The 23,957-nt window shown below is 68.0% G+C and carries 23 protein-coding genes and 1 pseudogene; 15 read left to right on the forward strand and 9 right to left on the reverse strand.

The annotated features are described in order from the left end of the window. Nucleotides 1–30: 30 nt before the first annotated feature. From ABD301_RS38955 to ABD301_RS38975, 5 genes are all read left to right on the forward strand, one after another. A complete protein-coding gene (locus ABD301_RS38955) occupies nt 31–876 on the forward strand; it encodes a DMT family transporter (protein WP_344315067.1) in 846 nt (281 codons plus the stop codon). 106 nt (nt 877–982) lie between these two features. Next, nucleotides 983–2,578, forward strand: a complete 1,596-nt coding sequence (aceB, locus tag ABD301_RS38960) for a malate synthase A (RefSeq protein ID WP_344315068.1) — start codon at nt 983–985, stop codon at nt 2,576–2,578. Further along, nucleotides 2,575–4,026 (forward strand): FAD-linked oxidase C-terminal domain-containing protein, encoded by a 1,452-nt coding sequence (locus ABD301_RS38965; protein ID WP_163568317.1) that lies wholly within the window; start codon nt 2,575–2,577, stop codon nt 4,024–4,026. The genes aceB and ABD301_RS38965 overlap by 4 nt, the downstream gene beginning before the upstream one ends. Beyond that, complete coding sequence (locus ABD301_RS38970) at nt 4,026–5,258, forward strand: FAD-binding oxidoreductase (RefSeq protein WP_344315069.1); 1,233 nt, start codon at nt 4,026–4,028, stop codon at nt 5,256–5,258. Before ABD301_RS38965 ends, ABD301_RS38970 begins: the two co-directional genes overlap by 1 nt. Next, nucleotides 5,258–6,541: a (Fe-S)-binding protein gene (locus ABD301_RS38975; protein ID WP_344315070.1), complete on the forward strand. Its 1,284-nt coding sequence runs from the start codon at nt 5,258–5,260 to the stop codon at nt 6,539–6,541. The genes ABD301_RS38970 and ABD301_RS38975 overlap by 1 nt, the downstream gene beginning before the upstream one ends. A gap of 54 nt (nt 6,542–6,595) precedes the next feature. Here the strand turns inward: ABD301_RS38975 and ABD301_RS38980 are convergent, their stop codons facing one another. Further along, nucleotides 6,596–7,486, reverse strand: coding sequence for an alpha/beta hydrolase (locus ABD301_RS38980; protein WP_163568316.1), 891 nt, complete (start codon nt 7,484–7,486; stop codon nt 6,596–6,598). 161 nt (nt 7,487–7,647) lie between these two features. Between ABD301_RS38980 and ABD301_RS38985 the strand changes: the two genes are divergently transcribed. The 3 genes from ABD301_RS38985 to ABD301_RS38995 all read left to right on the forward strand — a co-directional run bounded on the left by ABD301_RS38985 (nt 7,648) and on the right by ABD301_RS38995 (nt 10,612). Beyond that, on the forward strand, nt 7,648–9,261 hold the full coding sequence (locus ABD301_RS38985; RefSeq protein WP_344315071.1) for an L-lactate permease: 1,614 nt from the start codon (nt 7,648–7,650) through the stop codon (nt 9,259–9,261). A gap of 350 nt (nt 9,262–9,611) precedes the next feature. After that, complete coding sequence (locus ABD301_RS38990) at nt 9,612–9,995, forward strand: nuclear transport factor 2 family protein (RefSeq protein WP_279580226.1); 384 nt, start codon at nt 9,612–9,614, stop codon at nt 9,993–9,995. Between the two features lie 71 nt (nt 9,996–10,066). Next, on the forward strand, nt 10,067–10,612 hold the full coding sequence (locus ABD301_RS38995) for a dihydrofolate reductase family protein (protein WP_344315073.1): 546 nt from the start codon (nt 10,067–10,069) through the stop codon (nt 10,610–10,612). Between the two features lie 117 nt (nt 10,613–10,729). Here the strand turns inward: ABD301_RS38995 and ABD301_RS39000 are convergent, their stop codons facing one another. From ABD301_RS39000 to hrcA, 3 genes are all read right to left on the reverse strand, one after another. After that, on the reverse strand, nt 10,730–11,461 hold the full coding sequence (locus ABD301_RS39000; RefSeq protein WP_344315074.1) for a 16S rRNA (uracil(1498)-N(3))-methyltransferase: 732 nt from the start codon (nt 11,459–11,461) through the stop codon (nt 10,730–10,732). After that, nucleotides 11,462–12,583, reverse strand: coding sequence for a molecular chaperone DnaJ (dnaJ, locus tag ABD301_RS39005; protein WP_344315109.1), 1,122 nt, complete (start codon nt 12,581–12,583; stop codon nt 11,462–11,464). It abuts the gene before it with no gap. Nucleotides 12,584–12,655: 72 nt separating this feature from the next. Then, complete coding sequence (gene hrcA / locus ABD301_RS39010; protein ID WP_344315075.1) at nt 12,656–13,678, reverse strand: heat-inducible transcriptional repressor HrcA; 1,023 nt, start codon at nt 13,676–13,678, stop codon at nt 12,656–12,658. Nucleotides 13,679–14,025: 347 nt separating this feature from the next. Here hrcA and ABD301_RS39015 point away from each other — a divergent pair, with 347 nt between their 5' ends. The 3 genes from ABD301_RS39015 (at nt 14,026) to ABD301_RS39025 (ending at nt 15,955) form a co-directional block, all read left to right on the forward strand. Then, the gene (locus ABD301_RS39015) at nt 14,026–14,553 is read left to right on the forward strand and encodes a DUF4870 domain-containing protein (protein ID WP_163568314.1); all 528 of its coding nucleotides are present in this window, start codon (nt 14,026–14,028) and stop codon (nt 14,551–14,553) included. Nucleotides 14,554–14,700: 147 nt separating this feature from the next. Next, nucleotides 14,701–15,165, forward strand: a complete 465-nt coding sequence (locus tag ABD301_RS39020) for a MarR family winged helix-turn-helix transcriptional regulator (protein WP_344315076.1) — start codon at nt 14,701–14,703, stop codon at nt 15,163–15,165. 118 nt (nt 15,166–15,283) lie between these two features. Beyond that, nucleotides 15,284–15,955 carry a nitroreductase gene (locus ABD301_RS39025; protein WP_344315077.1) on the forward strand — a complete coding sequence of 224 codons (672 nt, stop codon included), beginning with the start codon at nt 15,284–15,286 and terminating at the stop codon, nt 15,953–15,955. A 176-nt stretch (nt 15,956–16,131) separates the two neighbouring features. Here the strand turns inward: ABD301_RS39025 and hemW are convergent, their stop codons facing one another. Continuing rightward, nucleotides 16,132–17,349, reverse strand: coding sequence for a radical SAM family heme chaperone HemW (gene hemW / locus ABD301_RS39030; protein WP_163568313.1), 1,218 nt, complete (start codon nt 17,347–17,349; stop codon nt 16,132–16,134). A gap of 6 nt (nt 17,350–17,355) precedes the next feature. Continuing rightward, complete coding sequence (locus tag ABD301_RS39035; protein WP_344315078.1) at nt 17,356–18,618, reverse strand: MFS transporter; 1,263 nt, start codon at nt 18,616–18,618, stop codon at nt 17,356–17,358. A 218-nt stretch (nt 18,619–18,836) separates the two neighbouring features. Between ABD301_RS39035 and ABD301_RS39040 the strand changes: the two genes are divergently transcribed. After that, a complete protein-coding gene (locus ABD301_RS39040; RefSeq protein ID WP_344315079.1) occupies nt 18,837–19,520 on the forward strand; it encodes a hypothetical protein in 684 nt (227 codons plus the stop codon). 110 nt (nt 19,521–19,630) lie between these two features. After that, nucleotides 19,631–20,290, forward strand: coding sequence for a peptidoglycan recognition protein family protein (locus ABD301_RS39045; RefSeq protein ID WP_344315080.1), 660 nt, complete (start codon nt 19,631–19,633; stop codon nt 20,288–20,290). Nucleotides 20,291–20,332: 42 nt separating this feature from the next. On the opposite strand, the pseudogene ABD301_RS39050 reads toward ABD301_RS39045, so the two are convergent. Then, nucleotides 20,333–20,578 (reverse strand): annotated as a pseudogene (locus ABD301_RS39050) (VOC family protein); the annotation flags it as partial. 182 nt (nt 20,579–20,760) lie between these two features. Here ABD301_RS39050 and ABD301_RS39055 point away from each other — a divergent pair. Continuing rightward, nucleotides 20,761–21,828, forward strand: a complete 1,068-nt coding sequence (locus tag ABD301_RS39055) for a bacteriocin fulvocin C-related protein (RefSeq protein ID WP_163568311.1) — start codon at nt 20,761–20,763, stop codon at nt 21,826–21,828. Between the two features lie 6 nt (nt 21,829–21,834). Here ABD301_RS39055 and ABD301_RS39060 read toward each other — a convergent pair whose 3' ends face one another. Continuing rightward, nucleotides 21,835–22,158 (reverse strand): cupin domain-containing protein, encoded by a 324-nt coding sequence (locus ABD301_RS39060; protein WP_344315081.1) that lies wholly within the window; start codon nt 22,156–22,158, stop codon nt 21,835–21,837. Beyond that, nucleotides 22,155–22,547, reverse strand: a complete 393-nt coding sequence (locus ABD301_RS39065; RefSeq protein WP_344315082.1) for a (R)-mandelonitrile lyase — start codon at nt 22,545–22,547, stop codon at nt 22,155–22,157. Before ABD301_RS39065 ends, ABD301_RS39060 begins: the two co-directional genes overlap by 4 nt. Before the next feature lie 202 nt (nt 22,548–22,749). Between ABD301_RS39065 and ABD301_RS39070 the strand changes: the two genes are divergently transcribed. Continuing rightward, nucleotides 22,750–23,637, forward strand: a complete 888-nt coding sequence (locus ABD301_RS39070; protein WP_344315084.1) for a hypothetical protein — start codon at nt 22,750–22,752, stop codon at nt 23,635–23,637. Nucleotides 23,638–23,957 lie beyond the last annotated feature (320 nt).

Genomic DNA, 23,957 nt, shown 5'->3' on the forward strand with positions numbered 1-23,957 from the left:
CTTTGCCATGCCATAAAAAGGAGCCTTCACATGTTGCCTCTGTCCGTGGTCATCGCGGTCTGTATAGCCGCCGTAGTGCACGCCTGCTGGAATGCCATCGCCCACGCGATTACCGATCGATGGGCCGCCATCGCCCTGGTCGCGGTCGGCGGCGCGGGCTGTGGCGTCATTCTCATCGCGGTCGCGCCACTGCCGGCCCGAGCCAGCTGGTTGCCGCTGGGCATCTCGGCGGCCATCCACGTCGCGTACATGATGCTGCTGATCCTTTCCTACCGGCTGGCCGACTTCGGCCAGGCGTACCCACTGGCCCGCGGCACGTCGCCGCTGCTCGTCGCGGTCGGCGCGACTGTCCTGGTCGGCGAGCACCTCAGCCCGCCGCAGGTCTGCGGAGTCGCCGTGGTGTCCGCCGGGCTCGTCTCGGTGGCGCTGCTGGGCGGCAAGGGCGGCCGGCCGCACCTGCCGGCGATCGGCGCGGCGGTGGCGACCGGCGTGTCCATCGCGACTTACACCACTGTGGACGGCATCGGCGTGCGGCTGTCCGGAAGCGCACCCGGCTACACCGGCTGGCTGATGGTGACCGAAGGGATCGGCACGGTGGTTGTCGCGCTGGCGGTCCGGCGACGGGAACTGTGGCCGTCCGTACGACCGGTGTGGGTGCGGGGCCTGACCGGCGGCGCCTTGAGCGTTTTGGCGTACGGGCTGGTGCTCTGGGCCCAGACGCGCGGCGCGCTGGCGCCGATCGCGGCCCTGCGGGAGACCAGCATCGTGGTCGGCGCGATCATCGGGGCACTCTTCTTCCACGAGCGCTTCGGGCGGCCGCGGATCGTCGCGACGGCGGTGGTCGTGATCGGCATAGCGCTGCTCAATCTCGGGTAGCCAGCCACAGTTGTGAACGCCTGAACCGGGCGGTAGCGTCGATTTTCGATCCTGGAAACGACGTTCCGCCCGGTGGAACACAGAGTGACTAGTGAGGGCTTCCGGCATGACCCAAGATTCTTCGCTCGACCTGCCCGACGGCGTCGTCGTCACCGGCGAGATCCATGACCGGTACGACGAGATCCTCACCGCCGACGCGTTGGCGCTGGTCGCGAAGCTGCACCGGGAGTACGGCGATCGCCGGGACGCCTTGCTGCTGGCCCGGGCGGCGCGGGCGAAGGACCTGATCGACGGCGGCACACTGGACTTCGCCGCGGAGACCGCCGCCGTCCGGGCCGCCGACTGGTCCGTCGCCGAGCCGGCGCCCGGGCTGGTCGACCGACGGGTCGAGATGACCGGCCCGACGGACCGAAAGATGACCATCAACGCGCTGAACTCCGGCGCGAAGGTGTGGCTCGCCGACCTGGAGGACGCCAACACCCCGCTCTGGGAGAACATGATCGGCGGCCAGCTGAACCTGCTGGACGCGACCCGCCGGCAGATCGACTTCCGTACGGACGAAGGAAAGTCGTACGCGCTGAAACCGGCCGACGAGCTGGCCACCGTGGTCGTACGCCCGCGCGGCTGGCATCTGCCGGAAAAGCACATCACCGTCGACGGTGAGCCAGTCGCCGGCGCTCTCGTCGACTTCGCACTGTATTTCTTCCACTGCGCGAAACTTCAGATCGAGGCCGGCCGCGGCCCGTACTTCTACCTGCCGAAGATGGAAAGCCACCTGGAGGCCCGGCTCTGGAACGAGGTTTTCACCACTGCGCAGGACGTCCTGAGCCTCCCGGTCGGCACGATCCGGGCCACCGTGCTGATCGAGACCATCCCGGCCGCGTTCGAGATGGAGGAGATTCTCTACGAACTCCGCCAGCACTCGGCCGGCCTGAACGCCGGCCGCTGGGACTACTTGTTCAGCATCATCAAGAAGTTCCGGACCCGAGGCGAAGCTTTTGTGCTGCCGGACCGTAATGCGGTCACGATGGCCGCGCCTTTCATGCGCGCGTACGCGAACCTGCTGGTTCAGACCTGCCACCAGCGCGGCGCGCACGCGATTGGTGGGATGGCCGCCTTTATCCCGAGCCGCCGCGATCCGGAGATCAACACCACTGCCTTCGCCAAAGTGCGGGAGGACAAGCAACGCGAAGCCGGCAACGGCTTTGACGGCTCGTGGGTGGCACACCCAGACCTGGTGCCACTGTGCCGAGAAGTTTTCGATGACGTTCTGGGCGAAAAGCTCAACCAGCGCGACAATCTCCGCACGGACGTCAGTGTTTCGGCCGCGGACTTGCTCGATGTCGCCAGTACGCCCGGAAAGTGCACCCGCGATGGCCTCGCGAACGCGGTCAGCGTCGGCTTGCAGTATCTGGCGTCCTGGCTGGCCGGCTCGGGTGCGGTGAACATCTTCAACCTGATGGAGGACGCGGCCACCGCGGAGATCTCCCGCTCGCAGATCTGGCAGTGGATCCACAATGAGGTCAAGCTGGACACCGGCGAGACCGTCACCACCTCGCTGGTCGAGACGATCATCGATGAGGAGCTGGCAAAACTCGGCGACGCCTCCTACGCCGACGCCACGGCCCTGTTCAAAGAGGTAGCGCTGGCCGACGACTTCGCCGAGTTCCTGACCCTGCCCGCGTACGACCGCATGCCATGACTCCTCGACTGGCCGCCATTCGCGATCTTTTGCGGCCCAGCCTCGGAAGTTGGAAGGTGATCGACGATCCGACCGAGCTGGGTACGTACGCTTGCGATGGGCTGACCAATATGCGAGTCCAACCCGGTCTGGTGGTGCTGGCCGAAAACGCCGGCGACATCGCCGCCACCGTACGAGCATGTGCTGAGTCTGGGGTGCCTTTCGTGGCCCGCGGATCTGGCACCGGGCTGTCCGGCGGTGCGCTCCCGCACGCCGAGGGGGTCCTCATCGTCACCGCCCGGATGCGCAAGATCCTTGCGATCGCACCGGAAGACGGGTGCGCCGTCGTCGAGCCGGGGGTCATCAACCTCGACGTCACGCGGGCGGCTTCAGCGCAGGGATTCCACTACGCTCCCGACCCGTCCAGCCAGCAGATCTGTTCCATCGGTGGAAATCTCGCCGAGAACTCCGGGGGCGCGCACTGCTTGAAGTACGGTTTCACCGCCCACCACGTGACCGGCTGTCAGATCGTCACTCCCGACGGCGACCAGGTGCCATTGGGTGGCCGGGCGGTCGAATATCCCGGCTACGACCTGCTGGGCGCTTTCGTCGGCTCCGAGGGCACCCTCGGGGTGGCCACCGAGGTGACGGTGAAACTGACCCGAAACCCGGAGTCGGTACAAACTTTGTTGGCCGGCTTCGAAAGCACTGACCACGCGGGTGCTGCGGTGAGCGCGATCATCGGCGACGGGGTGGTGCCAGCGGCCATCGAACTGATGGACGCGCTCGCCATCGAGGCCGCCGAAGCCGCCGTCGGCTGCGGCTATCCGGCCGGCGCCGGTGCCGTCCTGGTCGTGGAAATCGACGGTCCAGCGGCCGAAGTCGAGCACACTTTCGCGGCCGTACAAGAACATTGCCGGGCCAGCGGAGCCTTCGAGGTGCGGGTGGCCGGCACCGACGAGGAACGGGCGCTGATCTGGCGCGGCCGCAAGTCCGCTTTCGCCGCGGTGGGCCGGATCAGCCCGAACTACATCGTGCAGGACGGTGTTATCCCGCGTACCGCCCTGCCGGAGGTGTTGCGAGCGATGGCCGAACTGTCGGCGGCCTCCGGCGTACGAGTGGCGAATGTTTTCCATGCTGGCGACGGAAATCTGCATCCGCTGGTGCTGTTCGACGGCCGGATCGAGGGCGCCGAGGAGGCCGCCGAGGAGGTTTCCGGCGCGATCTTGGACCTGTGCATCACCCATGGCGGCTCGATCACCGGCGAGCACGGTGTGGGCGCGGACAAGGCGAAACATATGCCGCGGATGTTCACCGATGACGACCTGGACACTATGCAGTTGGTCCGGTGCGCCTTCGATCCCAGCAATATCTGCAATCCTGGCAAGATCTTCCCGACACCCCGGATGTGCGGCGAGGTGCCGCGGGTGCACAGCGCTGGCGAGCGCACTCCCGCGGAGATTTTCTGATGGCCTCCACCGCGCAGGACGTGCTGGCCGACGCCACTGACGCGGATGTCGTCGACGGCGTGCCAGCCCGCTTCGTCGCCCGGCCCACGTCCACATCGGACACCGCCGCGCTGCTCCGGCTCGCCGCCGCCCGCGGGCTGACCGTCGTTCCGCGCGGCAGCGCCACAAAACTGAGCTGGGGGCAGCGGCCGGAGCGGGTCGACATCGTGCTGGACACCGGTGGCCTGACCGGGATCGTCGACCACGCGGCCGGCGACCTGGTGGTGCGCGTACGCGCCGGCACCCCGATGTCCACTGTGGCCGAAGCACTCGCGCCGGCCGGGCAGCGGCTCGCGCTGGCCACCCGGCTGGCCGGCCAGACTGGGGCGCTCGGCGGGACCGTCGGCGGCACGATCGCGGCCAACCCGTCCGGCCCGCTGCGGTACGGATACGGCACGGTCCGCGATGTGCTCATCGGCGTGACGATGGTCCGCGCGGACGGCGCGGTCGCGCATTCCGGTGGCGCGGTGGTGAAAAACGTCGCCGGCTACGACCTGGGAAAGCTGCTGACCGGCTCGCTGGGCACCCTCGGCGTCCTCACCGAGGCGGTCTTCCGGCTGCATCCGACGCCCGAGTCCTGCGCGCTCGTCACCAAAACGGTGGACAGCGGCGCCCAGGCTGGCGAACTTTCGTTGGCATTACGGCATTCCCAGGTCGTACCAACCGCCGTAGAAGTGAACCGCAGCGGCTCCGGGCCGGCTACTGTCGCTGTCCTGGTCGAAGGCGTGACCGCCGGCATCCAGGCGCGCGCTGGGGCGGTGGCTGATCTTTTGGGCGGCGGAACCGTCGAAACGTCGTTGCCCGGCTGGTGGTACGAGCCGTTGGCCGGGACCGTGCTGCGGTCCGCGGTGGCAGCTTCCGGCATCGGCGCATTGATGGACCACGCGGCCAGTCTGGATCTCGACATCGGGTGCCGCGGCTGCCTCGGGCTCGGCGTTGTCCATTTTGGACTTCCAGCGACCGCGGACCCGGCCGCGGTGGCCGAAACGGTCGTCGCTCTACGGCGTACGGCCGCCAACCACGACGGCACCGTACGAGTGGAGAGCGCGGCTTTCGGTGTCCACCAGGCATTGGCGGCGCTCGGCACCGATGCCTGGGGACCGGTGCCGGCGCTGGATGTGATGCGTCGGGTCAAAGCACGGTTCGATCCGGATCGCCGGCTCGCGCCAGGACGTTTCGTGGGAGGAATCTGATGGCCGCATTCGACGACCACCGGCCACCGTCGCGGGAGCTGGTGGACGACTGTGTCCACTGTGGATTCTGCCTGCCCACCTGCCCCACTTATGTGTTGTGGGGGCACGAATCCGACTCGCCGCGCGGCCGGATCGATCTGATCAACACCGGCCTGTCCGGTGGCCCGATGACCGACACGATGGTCACCCACGTCGACCGCTGCCTGGGCTGCATGGCGTGCGTGACGGCGTGCCCTTCCGGTGTTCAGTACGACAAAATCGTGACGAACACCCGCGCGCAGATCGAGCGGCGGCACCAGCGTACCGGCGGCGAGAAACTGCTGCGCGGACTGATCTTCGCGACTTTTCCTTATCCCAGGCGGTTGCGTGCCCTGCGGCCGGGCCTGATGGCATACCAGCGGACCGGTCTGCGCCGGCTGGCCCAGCGCACCGGCCTGCTGGCGAAGCTGCCCACTGGGCTGCGCGCGATGGAATCCATCGCCCCGCCGCTGGGCCGCCGCCGCGGCCTCCCGTCCCGCGTCCCGGCACGCGGCCAGAAACGCGCGGTCGTCGCGATGATCACCGGCTGCGTCCAGGATGCCTTCTTCTCGGAGGTGAACCGCGCCACCGCACGGATCCTCGCCAGCGAGGGCTGCGAGGTCATCATTCCGCCATCGCAAAGCTGTTGCGGTGCGCTTTCCCTGCACAACGGCCGAGAATCCGAGGCCGCTCGGTTCGCCCGCCGGACGATCGACACCTTCAGCCGAGCCGGCGTCGACACCGTCGTCATCAACTCGGCGGGCTGCGGTTCAGCCCTCAAGGAATATGCCGACGTACTCAAGGACGACCCCGCGTACGCACAGAAAGCCGTTGACTTCGCTGGGAAAGTCCGCGACCTGGCGGAATTCCTGGTCGAGTTGGGCCCGGTCGCCGAACGCCACCCGGTCCGGGTCCGGGCCGCCTACCACGACGCCTGCCATCTCTCGCACGCCCAGGGAATCCGGCAGCAGCCGCGCGAACTTCTGCGCGGAATTCCCGAACTGACCCTGGTCGAGCCCCCGGACGCGGCACTTTGTTGCGGCTCCGCCGGAATCTACAACCTCCTGCAGCCCGAGGCCGCCGGCGACCTCGGCGCCCGCAAGGCCGACGCCATCGCCGGCACCGGCGCCCAACTCCTGGTCACCGCGAACCCGGGCTGCCTGATGCAAATCACCGCCGCTCTCGACCGCCGCGGCACCCCGATCCCGGCCCTGCACACCGCCCAAATCCTCGACGCTTCCCTGCACCCCACTCCGCGAATGTAACGATACGGCTCACAAAACGGGGACAGAACCGAGTCGTATCGTTACATTCGCGGGTTAAGCGAGGCCGGCGCGGATGTGGCGGCCCAGATAGGTGACCGCTTCATCGGCTTCGGCAAGCACGCCGGCGAATTGCTGGAAATCGTGCCACAGCCCGGGAAAACGCCGGTATTCGGTGCTGACGCCGGCAGCTTTGGCTGCGTCGGCGAGCCGATCCGCGTCGCTGATGAGCACGTCTTCCGTACCAGCCTGGATAAGCAGCGGTGGCAGACCGGAAAGATCGGCGTAGAGCGGGGAAAGTTCCGGGTTGGCCGGGTCAGCGGACTCCGCGTACGCGAGGGCGCAGAATCGCAGCCATTCCTCGGTGAGCAGCGGATCGGCCTCGGCCTTGGTCAAATAGGACTCGCCGGTCAGGGTCAGGTCGACCCAGGGCGAGATCACCGCCAGCCCGGTCGGCAGCGGCTCGCCGGCGTCTCGGAGCCGAATGGCGGCCGCGATCGCCAACCCGCCGCCGGCCGAGTCGCCGACCAGCGCGAGCCGCGAATAGCCGCGCCGACGGACCGCCCGGATGACGGCCATGGTGTCCAGCAGGGCGGCCGGATACGGGTGCTCGGGCGCCAGCCGGTAGTCCGGGATGAACGCCACCGCACCGGCCGCGGCGGCGATCCCGGCCGCGAGCGTACGCAGGTTGAAGGACGAGCCGGTGACATAGCCACCGCCGTGCAAATACACGATCGCGGCACTCTCCAGCCGCTCGTTCGGCACCGCGACCCGGGCCGGCACGCCGTCGAGCCAGCCGCGGGCGAGCCGTACACCCCTGGGCATCGTCATGGTCGCGCAGCAGGCGTCCACCAACCGCCGCTGCCAGCGCGGCGGTACCCGCGGGCTGAGCACCGGCCGGAGCATCGTGGAGGCCACTGCCCTGGCCACCCCGGTGGGTACGTGCATCGCGGTCTCCGTTTCGTTGCCATCTCGTCGCCGGCCGGACGGCGAGATTGTCTCCTACTTCTGGTGTCCGCTGCTGGCCCTTCGCCGAACGGGCGCGCCGCCGGTGGCCCGCGTTACACTCTCCGCGCTCGTACGGTCGGACCTACCACGGTGGTGTTGCGATGTACCGTCAGGAGCTCGCTCCGGTCGCCGGTTCCCTGTTGGTGTCGGCCTTGTTGGCCGCCATCCCGCTGGTCGCACTGTTCCTGCTGTTGGGCGTGCTGCGCATGCGGGCCTGGATCGCCTCGCTGATTTCGCTGGCGATCGCCGCGGTCATCGCGATCGCGGCCTGGGGAATGCCGGTCGGCCAGACCGCGGACGCCGCCCTGCTGGGCGCCGCTTTTGGCTTCTTCCCGATTCTGTGGATCGTTATCAACGCGATCTGGCTCTACAACATGACCGTCAGCACCGGCCATTTCGACGTGCTACGGCGGTCCTTCAGCCGGATCAGCGGTGACCAGCGAATGCAAGCGGTCATTATCGCTTTCTGTTTCGGCGCACTGATGGAGGCGCTCGCCGGGTTCGGTACGCCGGTCGCGATCACCTCGGTGATGCTGATCGCGCTCGGTTTCAAGCCGATAAAAGCGGCCAGCGTCGCGCTGGTCGCGAACACCGCTCCGGTCGCTTTCGGCGCGCTGGCCGTGCCCATCACCACACTCAGCCAGGTCAGCGGCTTGACGGTCCAGCAGCTCGGATCGATGGTTGGCCGGCAGACTCCACTGCTGTCCGTGGTCGTTCCGCTGGTCCTGGTGTTCATGGTCGACGGCCGCCGCGGGGTGCGCCAGGGCTGGCTGCCGGCGCTGGCCTGCGGCCTGGTTTTCGGTCTGACGCAATGGCTTACGTCCAACTTCGTGTCGGTGCCGCTGGCCGACATCGTCGCCTCGCTGGTGTCCGCGCTCGCGGTCGTGCTGGTGCTCCGGCTGCGCCCGATCGAGCGGATCGACACCGAGCCGACCACCACCGAGTCAACTGGCACCGCTGAGTCCACAGTGGACGGCAAGATGGACGTTTTTCGTGCGTACGCGCCCTATCTGGTCATCATCGTGGTCTTCTGTGTCGCCCAACTGCCGCCGATCCTGAAGGTGCTGAACGCGGCCGGCGGCAGTTTTGGCTGGCCGGGCCTGGAAGTCGCGAACAGCGCGGGCAAGCCGCTCTCGCTCGTCCAGTTCAAGTTCAACTGGCTCAGCGCCGCCGGCACCCTGATGCTGCTTTCCGGGATCCTGTCGATCCCGTTGCTGGCTATCAAAATCGGCGAGTCGGTCCGGGCGTACGGGCGCACCCTGCGGCAGCTGGCCACCGCGATCGTCACGGTGATGGCGGTGCTGGGCCTCGCTTACGTGATGAACGCGTCCGGTCAGACGACCACGCTTGGCACCCAGATGGCCAGCGCTGGCGCGGCTTTCGCCGTGCTCTCCCCAGTGCTGGGCTGGCTGGGAGTCGCGGTGACCGGCTCCGACACCAGCTCCAACTCGCTTTTTGGTGCACTGCAAGTCGCGGCGGCCCACAAGGCCGGTCTCAACCCGCTCCTGATGGCCGCCGCGAACTCCTCCGGTGGCGTGCTCGGCAAGATGATTTCCCCGCAGAACCTCGCCATCGCGGCCGCCGCGGTCGGCCTGGCCGGCAAAGAGGGCGACCTCTTCCGGAAAGTCTTCGGCTGGAGCCTGCTGTTGCTCGCCATCATGTGCCTGATCGTCGTCCTGCAGTCCACACCCGTACTTTCCTGGATGATTCCCTGACTACCCTTAATAGTCACATCAGCCCCACCGGCAACAGGTCCAGCGTCGAGTGCCGGACAAAACCCCACACTCGACGTCGAGCGTGGGACAAAGTGCCGCACTCGACGAAAACCCAGCCCCCCACCCGACGCGAAGGTGGCACAGTGGGGGTGGATTGCCCTCGCCGGTGACGTGGTACGCGAACAGGGTTCCGTCAGCGGCGGTGAAGGTGGGCACGCCAACGATCTTGCCCGACTGTGCCAACGAATTTCGCTGTCCGAGATATCCGTGATCACCGCCGCCCCGCCCCGCCTACCGTCGCCACCATACCCTTCGCGGCGCAGTTCGCGGAGCAGTCAGGAGGAGGCGCGGTGGATGGTGAGCAAGAGTTGCGGGCAGCTGAGCGGCGGTTGCAGAGGGCGCAACTGGCCAGGGATGTCGAGGTTCTGGACCAGTTGTTGGATGAGCGGCTGATCTTCACGTACGGCGGCGAGTGTTTCGGCAAGCAGGATGACCTGGACCTCCAGAAGTCGGGCCAGCAGTTGCTGACCAAGGTGCAGGAAGAAGACCTGACCGTGCTGGTCGAAGGGCGAGCCGGCGTGACCTGGCTGCTCGCGTGGATGGAGGGCACGGTCGGCGGCGAGCCGTTCGCGGCCCAGCTGCGCTACACGCGTACGTGGTTCCGGGACGACCGACTGGGCTGGCGGGTGGTGGCGGCGCACTTCACCCAGGTCCCGGCGAAAACCGCGCCGTAAGAAAACCGTAAATGGCGGCGGGCATGGTCAACGCATCGAAGCAAGCAGGCGCTCACCCCAAGGAGAATTCGATGCGCAAGATCGTCGCCAACCTGTTCATTTCGCTCGACGGTGTGGTCGAGTCGCCGGAGAAGTGGTCGATGTCGTACTGGAGCGACGACCTGGAGGCCGTCGTCGTCGGCGGCATGGCCAACTCCGACGCGATGCTGGTCGGCCGGGTCACGTACGACGGCTTCGCGGCCCACTGGCCGAACGTGACCGCCGAGCAGGACCCGGCCGCGGACCACATGAACAACACCCGCAAGTACGTCGCGTCGACCACCCTGAAGGCGGCGGACTGGAACAACTCGGTGCTGCTGGAAGGCGATCTCGCCGACAGCATCGCCAAGATCAAGGCGCAGGACGGCGGCGACATCGCCACCGTTGGCAGCCCGACCCTGGTCCGCTCGCTGCTCGCGCTCGGCCTGGTCGACGAGCTGCACCTGCTGCACTACCCGGTGGTGGTCGGCCACGGTCAGCGTCTGTTCGCCGACGACTCGTACGCCGTCACCCTGAAGGAAGCGACCACCTTCAGCAACGGCGTCCAGCACCTCGTCTACACCCCCTCCGCAGCCTGACGAGGGCTGGATTTTCGTCGAGTGTGGGATTTTGTCCCGCACTCGGCGTCAGACCTGTCGTCGGTGGGGCTTGTGTGACTGCCGAGGTGTCGCTGTCCGTGGCTCCGCCGCCGAGGGTCAGGACCAGCGGGAGGTAGCGGCGTTGAGGACGGAAAGGGCGGCGACGCCGGCCGTGGAGGTGCGAAAGACAGTGGGGCCCAGGCGTACGGGCAGCGCGCCGGCGGCGGTGAAGGCGGCCAGTTCATCGGGCGAGATGCCGCCTTCGGGGCCGACGATGAGCATGACCGTGCCGTCCGATGGCGGCTGGGCCAGGGCCAGCGGCTCGGTGGCGTCCTCATGCAGGACGTACGCGGCGGACGCGGCTGAGATTCGCGCACAAACGGCCGCGGTAGTGGCCAGCGCCGAGACCACCGGCAGCCAGCAGCGGCGCGACTGCTTGGCCGACTCGCGGGCGGTGGAACGCCACTTGAGCAGCGCCTTCTCGCCCCGCTCGGCGCGCCACACGGTGACGCTGCGGGACGCCGACCACGGCACGATCTCGTCCACCCCGGCCTCGGTCAGCACGGCCACCGCCAGCTCGCCGCGATCGCCTTTTGCGAGTGCCTGCACGACCACGGTCCGCGGTGCGGGCGCCGGCTCGTACGCCCGCGCAAGCACGGTCAGCTCCAGCGCGTCCCGCTCGACCGCGCAGACCTCGCAGGTCACCCACGCGCCGGCGCCGTCCGTGACGACCACCCGCTCGCTCGTACGGATGCGCCGTACGGTGGCCGCGTGCCGGCCCTCCGGGCCGTCGAGCGCGAACACCGCGGTCTCCGGCACGGGGTCCAGCAGGAAGACGGGAAGCGACACTCAGCGCCCGTTGAAGAGCTTGGAAAAGAACCCGCCGCTGCTGCTCGGCCGGATCGGCTCCGGATGCTCCTCGTCCCGCAGTTTCGCCAGCTCCCGCATCAACCGCTCCTGCTCGGCGTCCAACCGGACCGGCGTCCGCACCTCCAGGTGGATGTGCAGATCACCACGTCCGGCGCTGCGCAGATGCGGCACCCCACGGGCGCGCAGCCGCACCACGGTGCCGGACTGGGTGCCGGGCTTGACCTCGACGGTCTCCTCGCCATCCAGCGTCTGCACGGTCATGTCGGTGCCCAGCGCCGCCGCGGTCATCGGCACCGCGACCCGGCAGTGCAGGTCGTCGCCGTCGCGGGTGAAGATGTCGTGCTGGCGCTCATGGATCTCGATGTAAAGATCGCCGGCCGGTCCGCCACCGGGGCCGACCTCGCCCTCGCCGGACAGCCGGATCCGCATCCCGTCCCCGACACCGGCCGGCACCTTCGCGGTCAGCGACCGGCGGGTACGCACCCGGCCGTCGCCGCCGCACTCGCCACACGGATGCAGGATGACGGTGCCGTAGCCCTGGCAGTTCGCGCACGGGCGGGTCATCATCATCTGCCCGAGGAACGACCGTTGGACCGTCTGCACCTCGCCCCGACCCGCGCAGATGTCGCAGGTGCTGGGCAGCGTACCGACCGCGGTGCCGGCGCCCCGGCAGGTCGTGCAAGTGATCGCGGTGTCGATGGTGAGCTCCTGCTCGACCCCGAACGCGGTCTGCTCGATCCCCAGGTCCAGCCGGATGAGCGCGTCCGAACCCGGCCGCATCCGCGGTCGAGGGCCACGGGCCGTACGCTGCCCGAACACCGCTCCGAAGAGGTCCTCGAACCCCATCGTGAACGGCTGTCCGGCGGCGCCGCCCATGCCGGGCTGGGCCAGTGGGTCACCGCCGAGATCGACGATCTCCCGCTTGGCCGGGTCGGACAGCACCTCGTACGCCGCCTTGACCTCGGCGAACCGCTCCTTGGCATCGGGCTCCGGGTTGACGTCCGGATGCAGCTGCCTCGCGAGCTTTCGGTACGCGCGCTTGATTTCCTCACTGGTCGCGTCCGTCCGCACGCCCAGCACGGCGTAATAATCGGTCGCCACTGAACCTCTCACAGTTATGTCCTAGCCCATTAGTTCTCGTCCACCCAGCACGCGGAACGGCTGGAAACCCTGTTAAGCGCCGGCCAGATACTCGCCGACATACCGGGCAACGGCCCGCACCGCCCCGATCGTGCCCGGATAGTCCATCCGGGTCGGGCCAAGAACACCCAGTCCGGCCAGCGCGGTGCTGCCCCTGCCGTATCCAACACTAACCACCGACGTGGTCCGCAGGTCCTCGACCGGGTTCTCGTCCCCGATCCGGATCCGCAGCGTGCTCGGCGACTCGACCTCGCCGATCAGCTTGAGCAACACCATGTGCTCCTCCAGCGCCTCCAGCACCGGCCGGATCGAGCCCGGGAAGTCCATCGTGCTGCGGGTCAGGTTGGCTGTCCCGGCCAGTGCCAGCCGCTCCTCCGGACGCTCCACCAGCGTCTCCAGAAGCACCGCCGACAACGTCGTCAGAGCCGGTCGCAGCTGCGGGTCGACGCGGGCCAGCAGCCCCTCGATCTCCACCGGCGCGTCGACCAGGTAGTGCCCGACCAGGGCACTGTTGATCGCCTCGCGCAGCGAGGAGACGGACTCGATGGACAGCGCGGCTGGAAACTCGACGGCGCGCTGCTCGACCCGGCCGGTGTCGGTGATCAGCACCACCAGCAGCCGGCTCGCGGTCAGCGACACCAACTCCAGGTGCCGGACCGCACTGCGGGACAGGCTCGGATACTGCACGACCGCGACCTGCCGGGTCAGCTGGGCGAGCAGCCGGACCGTACGCCCGACCACGTCGTCCAGGTCGAGCGCGCCGTCCAGGAAGGTCTGGATGGCCCGCCGCTCGGCCGCGGACATCGGCTTGATGGTCGCCAGCCGGTCCACGAACAACCGGTAACCCTTGTCGGTCGGGATCCGGCCGGCGCTGGTGTGCGGTTGGGCGATGTAGCCCTCTTCCTCCAGCACCGCCATGTCGTTGCGGATGGTGGCCGGCGAAACGCCGAGCTGGTGGCGGTCGGCGAGCGACTTGCTGCCGACTGGCTCGTTGGTGCTGACGTAGTCCTCGACGATGGCCCGGAGGACTTCGAGCCTCCGGTCTTCGTACGGCACCGACGTCACCTCCGCTCACTAGGCCACTCGCCTGGCACTCCGCGATCCTGAGTGCCAATCATACGTGTCCGTGCGACCATCTGTCGGCTCGCGCGGACAGCGAGTCAGGGTGGGACCGGCCGGCTTCCCGCCCGGCTGCACAGTCGGGCATGGCAGTTGCACCATCGGCCCAGCCCGCGAGCCACCTCACAGTCAGATTTGGGCGACCGAACGGCCGAGCCTGACCACCGGTTTTACCGCATCCGGCCACTTTTTCGGTGGCCCTGGCAGGGCCAGTAGGGCAGTTGGGCGCGACTTCCGGCGTGGCGTAGGTCGCGCGCCGACCACAAAGTCTCTATCTTGGCCGCATGACTGACCCGGGTGGTTCTCAGCAGCCTGACTTCAACAAGCCCAACGACCCCAACGCCGGTGGCTACGGACAGCAGCCCCCCGCCGGCGGCTATGGACAGCCGCCCGCCGGTGGCTACGGCCAGCCCGGCGGTTACCCGCCGCCGGCCGGTGGCAGCGGCGACGACAAGACCTGGCTGATGGTCACCCACTTCGGTGGCGCCGGCGCCAACCTCATCTCCGGCGGATTCCTGGGCTGGGTGGCTCCGCTGGTCGCGATGCTCGTGCAGGGCCCGAAGAGCCCGCAGGTGCGGGTCCAGGCGGTGGACGCGCTCAACCACTTCATCCAGTGGGCCGCGGCCACCCTGGTCGTGTACATCCTGGCCAGCTGCATCGGCGCCTTCACCTTCGGCCTCGGTGGCCTGCTGATCTTCCTGGTCTTCGCCACCGCCGGCATCCCGATCGTCTGCGGCATCATCGGCGGCATCAAGGCCAACAACGGCGAGCCGTGGACGTATCCGCTGACCTTCATCAAGCTCGTCAAGTAGTAGCTGACAGACCGGGTTTCACTGCCCAAGACCCCGCCACCGCCCAATCGGTGACGGGGTCTTGGCCTTCCAGTTAACAGGTCGCCAACGCCGAGTTGGTTTCACATGACACGGTTTCGAGTGAGCGGATCGGCGTACGATCACCTCGTGGCTGTCGATCCTCTCCCCCCGCGTGCGACTGGTCGCTGGGAGACGACCTCGCCGTTCGCCCTGGGGTTGTTGCTCCGCCGGGCGCACTGGCATGCGGCCGAGGTGATGTTCGAGGCGCTGCGTCCGCTGGGCATCGAGTTGCGGCATTTCGCCGTACTCAACGTGCTGGTCGACCAGGGGCCCACGATGCAGAAGGATCTGGTGGCGGCGACCGGGTCGGACAAGGCCGGGATCATGCGGGTGGTGGACGACCTGGAGCACCGGCGGCTGGCCGTACGCAAGCTCATTCCCGGGGACCGGCGCGCCAGGTCGGTCGAGATCACGCCCACCGGGCTGGAGCTTTTCCAGGCCGCCCATCGCGCCGCGGTGCCACTGGCCGAGCGCCTGGTGGGCGACCTCGGCCAGGACGATGCCCAGCGGCTGACGGACCTGCTGACCAGGTTCGTCTACCCCGAAGCCTGACCGTCACCTCCTTCGGATGTGACGACGCATACCCTCAATCAGTATCATTCGCGATAGTCGTGAATGATACTATCTTCTCGTGATCGAGGCTGCGACAACGAGCGAGGAGATACCTGTCGTGAACGTTTACGAGGCAGTGACGAGCCGGCGAGCGGTACGCGCGTTCACTGATCAGCCGGTCCCGGCCGAGACACTCAGGCGGGTGCTGGCCGCCGCGGTCTGGGCGCCGTCCGGTTCGAACCTGCAGCCGTGGCGTGCGTACGTGCTGACCGGGCAACCGCTGGCCGAGCTCAAGAAGCTCGCCAGCGAGCGGACCGCCGCGAACGACCCCTGGGACGACCCGCAATACCAGCAGTACCCGCCCGAGCTGAAGTCCCTGTACCTGCAACGGAGACAGGCCTTCGGCGCACAGCGCTACGGCGGGCTTGGCATCGCGCGCGACAACTGGGAAGCCGCCCGACGGGCCGCGTCGGCGAACTGGGCATGCTTCGGCGCGCCCGCTGCTCTGTTCTGCTACATCGACCGTGACCTGGGCTCTCCCCAGTGGTCGGACCTCGGCATGTTTCTGCAGAACGTCATGCTGCTGCTCCGGGCCGAAGGACTGCACAGCTGCCCGCAGATGGCGTGGGCCAACTATCGCAAGACCGTCGCGGAAATCGTGTCACCCCCGGACGAGCTCATGCTCTTCTGCGGGATGTCGATCGGGTACGAGGACGTGACCGTTCAGGAAGCTCGCTACCCTCGAGCGCCGTTGGAGGATACGGTCACGTTTCTCGGGGACGCGGGTTAACAAATCGCGCTGGCTTGGCAGTGTCTGGTTATTCCGCCGGGCGATAGCCGAGCCCAGAAGCCGGCTGCAGGCACCGTGGGAAAGCCCCCATAGCGCTGCTATGAAGGCTTCCCCACGGCACCAGCAGCCAACTTCTGGATCTCGACTCTCATCCCCCCGGAATAACCAGACACTGCCTAGTCGACGAGGTCGCGGACCACGGCGTCGGCCAGCAGGCGGCCTGGCAGGGTGAGGACGGCGGTGCCGGTCGCGTACGGGCCGGGCTCGAGCAGGCCTCTGCCGAGCGCGTCGGCGGCGGCATCCCGGCCACGGTCGGTCAGCACGCCCAGCGGCAGGCCGTCAGTCGTGCGTACCCGCAGCATGATGTCCTCGACCCGGCGGTCCTGCGCCGACAGCAGCTCACGCGCGTACGCGGGCGAGTTCTTCTCGGCGAGGCGGGAGCCGTAGGCGGCGGGGTGCTTGACGTTCCACCAGCGGGTGCCGCCAACGTGGCTGTGGGCGCCGGGGCCAAAACCCCACCAGTTCGCGCTACGCCAGTAGCCCTCGTTGTGCCGGCAGCGATCCGCGCTGGTCAGTGACCAGTTGCTCACCTCGTACCAGCCCAGGCCCGCGGCCGTCAGGGTCCGCTCGGCCTGCTCGTACCGCTCGGCGAGCGTGTCGTCGTCGGCGACCGCGACCTCGCCGCGGCTGACCCGGCGGTGCAGCCGAGTGCCCGGCTCGACGATCAGCGAGTACGCGGACACGTGGTCGACGCCGGTCGCCAACACCGCGTCCAGCGACGCCTGCCAGTCGTCCGCGGTCTCCCCCGGCGCGCCGTAGATCAGGTCCAGGCTGACGTGCTCGAAGCCGGTCCGCCGGGCCCATCGGGCGACCGCCTCGGCGCGGCCGGGCGTGTGGTGCCGGTCCAGGACCGCGAGGACGTGCTCCCGCGCGGACTGCATGCCGAGCGACAGCCGGGTGAAGCCGGCCTCCACCAGGGCCGCCAGCGACCGCTCGTCGACCGTCTCCGGGTTGCACTCGGTGGTCACCTCGACGCCGGCCGCGAACCCGAACGCGGCCCGCAGGTCGGCGAGCGTACGGCCCAGCTCGGCCGGCGGCAGCAACGTCGGGGTGCCGCCGCCGACGAACACCGTGTCGATCGCCGGCGTCCGGCCACCCAGCGCGGCCGCGGCGAGCTCGATCTCGGCCCGTACCGAGTCGAGGTAGTGCTCGCCCTGGTCACCGTCCAGCTCGGACGCCGTGTACGTGTTGAAGTCGCAGTAGCCGCACCTGGTGGTGCAATACGGCACGTGGACGTACGCCCCGAAGGCGCGTGAGGTCAGCTCGTCCAGGGCCGCCGGCGGCAGCGAACCGTCGGCCGGCACCGGCTCGCCTTCGGGCAAGGTGGAGGGCACAGCTGTCTATTGTGCCCCGGCCGCCACCGGCTCCGCCGTCGCGCGGGTCCTCAGCGCCCAGCTGACGACCGGCGGAGCCGCCGCCCCGGCCACCACGAACAGCGCGCCGAGCGCGAGCCAGCCGGGCAGTCCGCCGCCGAAGCCGTGCGGGCCGCCGGTACCGAGCACCAACACGGTGGTCAGCGCCGGGCCGACCAGGTTGCCCAACGACATGCTCATCCCGAAAACGCCCTGATACTGGCCCTGGGCGTGCGGCGGCGCCAGCCCGTACGCGACTCCCCAGGTGCCAGCGGACAGCACCAGCTCGCTGACCACGTGCACGACCGAGCCGGCCACCATGATCGCCACCGCCACCCAGATGCCCTGCCCCGCCGCGAAGGCGTAGATCGCACAGGCGACCGCGATGATCACCGACGACAACCGCAACGCCTTCGCCGCGGCCGTCGCCGTGGTCACGTCGCGGCTGGCACGCACCTGGAAGAGCACGATGCCAATGGTGTTTACGATCAGCAGCACCGAAACCAGCCAGGCCGGCGCGTGCGTACGCTGCACCGTCCACAGTGGAATGGCCACCTCCAGCAGCCCGTACTGCATCGTCAGCACTCCCACCAGGAGCATCACCAGCAGGAACGGCCGGTCGGCCAGCGCGACCAGCCGGCGACCGCCGGCCGGCGCCGGCACCGGAGCCAGCCGGGTGACGCCCAGCACCATCACGCCGGCGATCACGAAGGTCGTCGCGTCCGCCAGGATCGTCGTCTTGTACGCGACCGCCGTGTCCAGGTGCAGGGTCAGTGCCGCGGCCGCCGCGCCACCGGTGATGCCCAGGTTCGTCATCGAGCGCAGGAATGCCTGCGTACGAACCCGCTGATCGGTCGGCAGCGCGCCGGCGATCAGCGCGCCGCGGGCACCGTTCGAGCCGGCGTCGAGAACGCCCTGCACCGCGAGCACCAGAGCCAGCCCGACCACCCCGTCCACCAGCACCACGGACGCGGTGACCAGGCCATTCAGACACGCACACACGACCAGCACCTCGCGCGGGCCGACCCGGTCGGCCAGATGGCCCATCGGCACGCTCGCGATCAGCCTGGCGGCGGCCGCCACCGCCAGCGCGGCGGCCAACTGGCCGGCCGGCAACCCCACCGAGCGGGTGAAGTAGATGGCGCTGACGGTCATGAAGAGGCCGTTGCCGAACGTGTTGATCAAGGTGGCGGCGGCCAGAACTCGGCCGGTACGGGACTGCGGGGGCGCGGGAGCGGGGGTCGCTGTCACCGCCACATCTTAACAGTACGCGCGTACTGTTTCGAGTTGTTTTCCGTCCGCGGGTGACCGCCGACACAGGCCTTTGTAAGACGAGGTCAGCACCCACCCAGCCTAGGAGGCGACCGCGGTGGAACCGATGATGCGGAGGTGTCTCAAATTAGGACACCGGAGTGTCCCGTCATGCGGTCAGCTGAGTACTCAGCACGGGAGTCTCGGAAGGAGTGCCGATGTCGCAGCAGCCCCATGGAGCGGAGTCGAGTCACCAGCATGTGGCCGACCAGCCCGGCGAGGTCGCCGGTGCCGGAGAAGAGACGCTGACCGCGCGCCAACTGGGCGGCAAGGATGCGCTCGCGCTCGCCGATCTCGCGGCGATCTTCGACGACCTGCAGTTCGTGCTCGGCTGCTGTGAACGACTGCTCGGTGAGCTGGCGCGGGGTGAACAGCAGGACACCGTCGTGGTCGAGGCGCTGTGGATCGCAGCACTGTCGACGTACGCCCGGTGCTTTCGATCCCGGGAAAGCGGCGCCGCGCTGTCCCCGACCGATCTGTCGGCAACCGCCCTCAAAGGTGAGGTCGCGAAATGGCACGAGCTGCTCGGCAAACTGCGCGACTTCGCCGTCGACGGCGTGGCCAACACCCGCGAGGAGTTCTTCGTTGGCGCCTCGCGGACTTCCACGGGTGCACCGGCGGGCATCGTGGTCACCTCGATCAGCCGTCCCCGGGTCGACGAGGCCACGGTGCGCCAGACCGGCCGACTCGCCTTCGAACTCAGCTCGGTGGTGGACGGGCGGGTCAAGGAAAGAACCCAGAAGGTGTTCTCCTTGGCGCGGCGGCTCTCGACCACCGACTTCGACAAGCTCGACCCCATCGAGATCGACTGGTCCCCGGCCACCAGCTCGGAGTCGTCGTGATGGCGAGCTGAGCTGCATCGAGCGACGCCGGCTCCTTCCCGAACCTGTCGGGAACGGCGAGTTCGCGGCGATGTACGTCGGTTGTATGTTCCACCCCCATACTTCGCCCCATGGATGCTGATTCCGGATCACTCAACCGCCGTGTTTTCCTGCTCGGCGCCGGTGCTGTCGTAGGAGCCGGCTTCGCCGGCCTGGCATTGCCGTCCGGCGCGCAAGCCGCCACCGCCCCGCGTATTTACAGCTGCGCCGAGTGGAGCGCGCGGCCGCCGGCCGATCCGCTGGTGACACTCAACCATCCGGCGAACCGGATTCTGGTCCATCACACCGCGAGCGCGAACAGCACGGACTATTCGCAAGCACACGCCTTCCAGTTGGCCCGCGGTATTCAGAACGACCACATCGACACCAACGGCTGGTCCGACACCGGCCAGCATTTCACCATCAGCCGTGGCGGCTATGACATGGAAGGCAGGCACGGCAGCCTGACCGCTTTACGGGGCGGCAGCACGATGATTCGCGGCGCGCACTGCCCGGGACAGAACGACAACGCCATCGGGATCGAGAACGAAGGCACGTACATGACCGTGGAACCGCCCACGGCACAATGGAACGCGCTGGTCAAAATGTGTGCCTACATCTGCGCGCAGTACGGGATCTCGCCAGCGGAGATCAAAGGACACCGGGACTACTACAACACCCTGTGTCCCGGCGACAAACTCTACGCGAAACTCCCTGCCTTACGCGCCGCCGTACGTACGGCCATCGGCTGAGGCACGGATCTTGGCCTTCACTGGGACACCGCGAGGCCGGTGGAATTTCTCGATGGCGGCTGGGGTGACCGGAGTGAAGAAGTTGACGAGGTTGCCGTCGGGGTCGCGGAACAGCAGAGCGCGGTTGCCCCAGGGCATGGTGGTGGGTTCGTTGACGAAGTCCTCGACGAAGCCGGTCAGGTTCTCGTACACAACGTCCACGTCGTCGACGAGGAACTCGATGATCACGCTGCGGTTGTCGGCCGGGCTCGCGGAGGTGGGCCCGAACAGCGGGACGGCGCGGGTGCTGGCGCATTCGGCCCGGCGAACCTCGCCCCGCGCAGAACCAGAACTCGGCGGCTAACGGCTCGGCGAGAGTCTTCGTGGAATTCCGGTAGTGGCCAGGTTCATCCTTGGCATTGCTGACAAAGGTAACTGGACACGCATCCAGCGCCTGTCTAGCCTTTTGCCATCAATCCCAAGGAGATGCCATGAACACGGCCGAGAACCGCTGGATCCTTGCTTTTGATGCTTCCTGCGGGACATGTCGGGAGATTTCCCAAACGGTCGAAGCGGCCTGTGGCGGACGTCTGGAAGTGTTGCCACTGGGCCGAACCGACGTGGTGGAATGGCGGAAGGCCGTGTTCGGCGCCGACGCTGCCTGGGCACCAACGCTGATCAGTGTCGGCCAGAAAGTACGCGCGTGGACTGGCGCGCGGATGAGCGCACCGCTGGCCCGCCGGCTCGGTCCACGTTCGACCGTTCGCGTACTGAGCGCACTCGGCCAGCTAAAACAGAATGGCGCCGCGCCGTGTCAGCATACGGCCGCCGGGCCGGCATTGAGCCGCGGCAGTCTTCTTCGCCTCGGGGCGGGAATCGGCATCGCGTCCACGGTCATCCTGCTCGGTCGTACGCCCGCGTTCGCCCAGCGTGTTTCGTTCGGTGAGGCGAGCAGGTGGGTGGCCACCAATGCCGGAGATCTGCCTCGGACCTACGACGAGATCGTTGCCCATTCACAGATCTATCGCAAAGCCATCTACCGCGCGCTCGGCGCGGCGGACCGCGCGGGTCTGTGGACCGAACAGCTGACCCGCTACCGTACGGCCCACCACACCGAACTTTCGGTGGCTCAGAAGGCTCTTCTCGACCAGGCTCTGGCCACCTTCACCGACGCTTCGATCTTCGAAGACGACGCGATGTCCCGGCCGGAGGTCCTGCAGAAGCTGAAAAGCCTGGAAGGCTCGGCGAGATCTCTGTTCGGTGACCGTCTCGCGTTCGCCATTTTCGCCTCGCTCGGGCCAGGCGCGTCGACCGCTCGGCCCGGCACCGGCGGCCAACAATCCGCCGTCCAGCTACCTGGCACCGAAAACGTCGCCGAGCCGCCCGAATGCGACACCCTGTGCGAATGCAGCGTCGAGGACGACTGGTGTACGCATCCCGCCCGCTACTGCCGCCTACTGGACTGCGCTCACTGCAAAGACATCAAATGCACATGCTTCCAGGGCTGCGGATTTGCCTACCAGTACCAATGCGACGGCTATTGCAACCAGACGACCTAACCCAGCTCAGTCAAGGTAACTCAGCTCGGGCTTCTCCCCGATACCGAGAAGGAAATATCCGAGGAACGTGGCCCCGTCGCTTCCCGCGTCAAACCGGCTGATGGACACACCTTCGGGCTCAAAGAACACGTCACCTGGCCGCAGCACGACCTCCGGCTCACCCTTGACCTGAAAAGTCACCGAGCCTTCGACAATGCTGCCCACCACCGGGCAGTTGTGTATGTGCTCCCCCGCCACGCAGTCCGACGGCATCTGGATCCGGCGAATCTCGACACTCGCGGTGCGCTTCGCCGGGTCCAACTGGGCCTCAAGCACAGTGGTCCGGATCATCCCTCGTACCCACTTTCCGTGACGTGTGTGTCGAACTCGGCCGTACTGCCGTCCGCCGCAGCCTCCTGAACAGCCAGGTGCCGCATAGACGACTGAGGGCCGGCGCCGTGCCAGTGCCACTCGTCGGGCGCGATCCGAACCGTGTCGCCGGGACGGATCTCCTCGACCGGGCCACCCCTGCGGCCCACTCTCCCGAACCCGTCCGTGACGTAGAGAATCTGCCCGTGAGGATGCTTGTGCCACGCGGTACGCGCGCCGGCGTCGAACCGTACGTCAAAAATGCGCAGCAGCGAGAGCGGATCCGGCGCGGCGATGGGCGTCATCCGTACGACGCCGGTGAACCACTCGCTTGGGCCGTCAATTGTTGGGCTGTTTCTCTCTATTTCCACGTCGCTACTGTACCTACTAGTACGTTTGTTAGTCAAACAGGCACGGACCTGTCGGCGCATGTCAGTCAGATGGCCGCCGAGCATGCATCGCGGTACGCCAGAAGGCTTATGACGCGACCTCAGATGGCTGAGTCGGACGCCTTAGGCTGACACGTACGCTCGGGGCCGAACCGCTCCTGTACCGCCAGATCAAAGGAGATCCGTGCGCCGCCTGCTGATTGCCGGGGTCGTCACCGCCTGCGTGGCGGTCTTGGTGGTGATCGCGCTGGTGATCGCCGCCGTGGTCCGCGGCGGGCAGGTCGCGATCCCGGCGCTGCCGGCCCCCCTCAAACCCGAGGAATGCAACATCAAGATCGGGTCGGACACCGCCGAACTGACCCTGGAGCAGGGCCAGCACTCGTCCACGATCGCCGCGATCGGGTTCCTGCGCGGCGACGGCGTACGCGGGGTCACGGTCGCGCTGGCCACCGCACTGCAGGAGTCCAAGCTGGAGAACACTCCCGGCGGCGACCGTGACTCGGTGGGCCTGTTCCAGCAACGGCCGTCGCAGGGCTGGGGCACGCCCGCGCAGCTCGCCGATCCGCGGTACGCGGCGAACGCGTTCTACCGGCGGCTGGAAACCGTCGACAACTGGCAGAGCAAGCCGGTCGCGCAGGCCGCCCAGGCGGTCCAGCGCTCCGCCGACGGCAGCGCTTACGCCGGCTGGGAACCCGAAGCCACCACGCTCGCCACCGCGTACTCCGGGCAGACCGCCGGCGCGGTCACCTGCCTCACCCGCAACTCCCACTCCACCTCCGCGCTCGGCGAGGACCTCCGCCGCGACCTCAGAGCCGACCTGGGCAGCGCGGCGTCTTTCGCGCTGGGTCCCGGAAACGCCGCCGGTGTCCCCTCCTTGCGCGTCTCCGCCAAACCCGCCGGCGCCGACCTGCAGACCTACCGCCGGATCGAGTTCTGGCTCGTCGCCCACGCCCAGGAATACCGCGTCGCCACCGTGGCCTACCGAGACGTGAAATGGACCGCCACCGACGGCACCTGGAAAGCCCTGCCCACCGCCGACCCCACCGGCCACATCGTGGTCACCTTCACCTAGCCCCCCACCCCCGCGCGGCCCCGCAACTCCCGCCCCCAAAGTCGCCCAACTTCAATAAAACCCAACCCCGCGCCCCGCACCTCCACAAACCCAACCCCGCGCAGCACCGCAACTCCCGCCCCCAAAGTCAGCCACCTTCGGTAAACCCAACCCCGCGCCCCGCACCTCCGCAAACCCAGCCCCGCGCGGCACCTCAACTCCCCCCAAAGTCAGCCACCTTCGGTAAAACCCAACCCCGCGCCCGGCGCCATCGGCCGCCAGGCCGATAGTCGCCCCTGCGGCAGGAGCGTCCGCCTTTGTAGGCCCGCGGTCTTTGCGGG

Origin of the sequence: Fodinicola feengrottensis (assembly GCF_039530045.1) — a bacterium.
GTDB lineage: Bacteria > Actinomycetota > Actinomycetes > Mycobacteriales > HKI-0501 > Fodinicola > Fodinicola feengrottensis.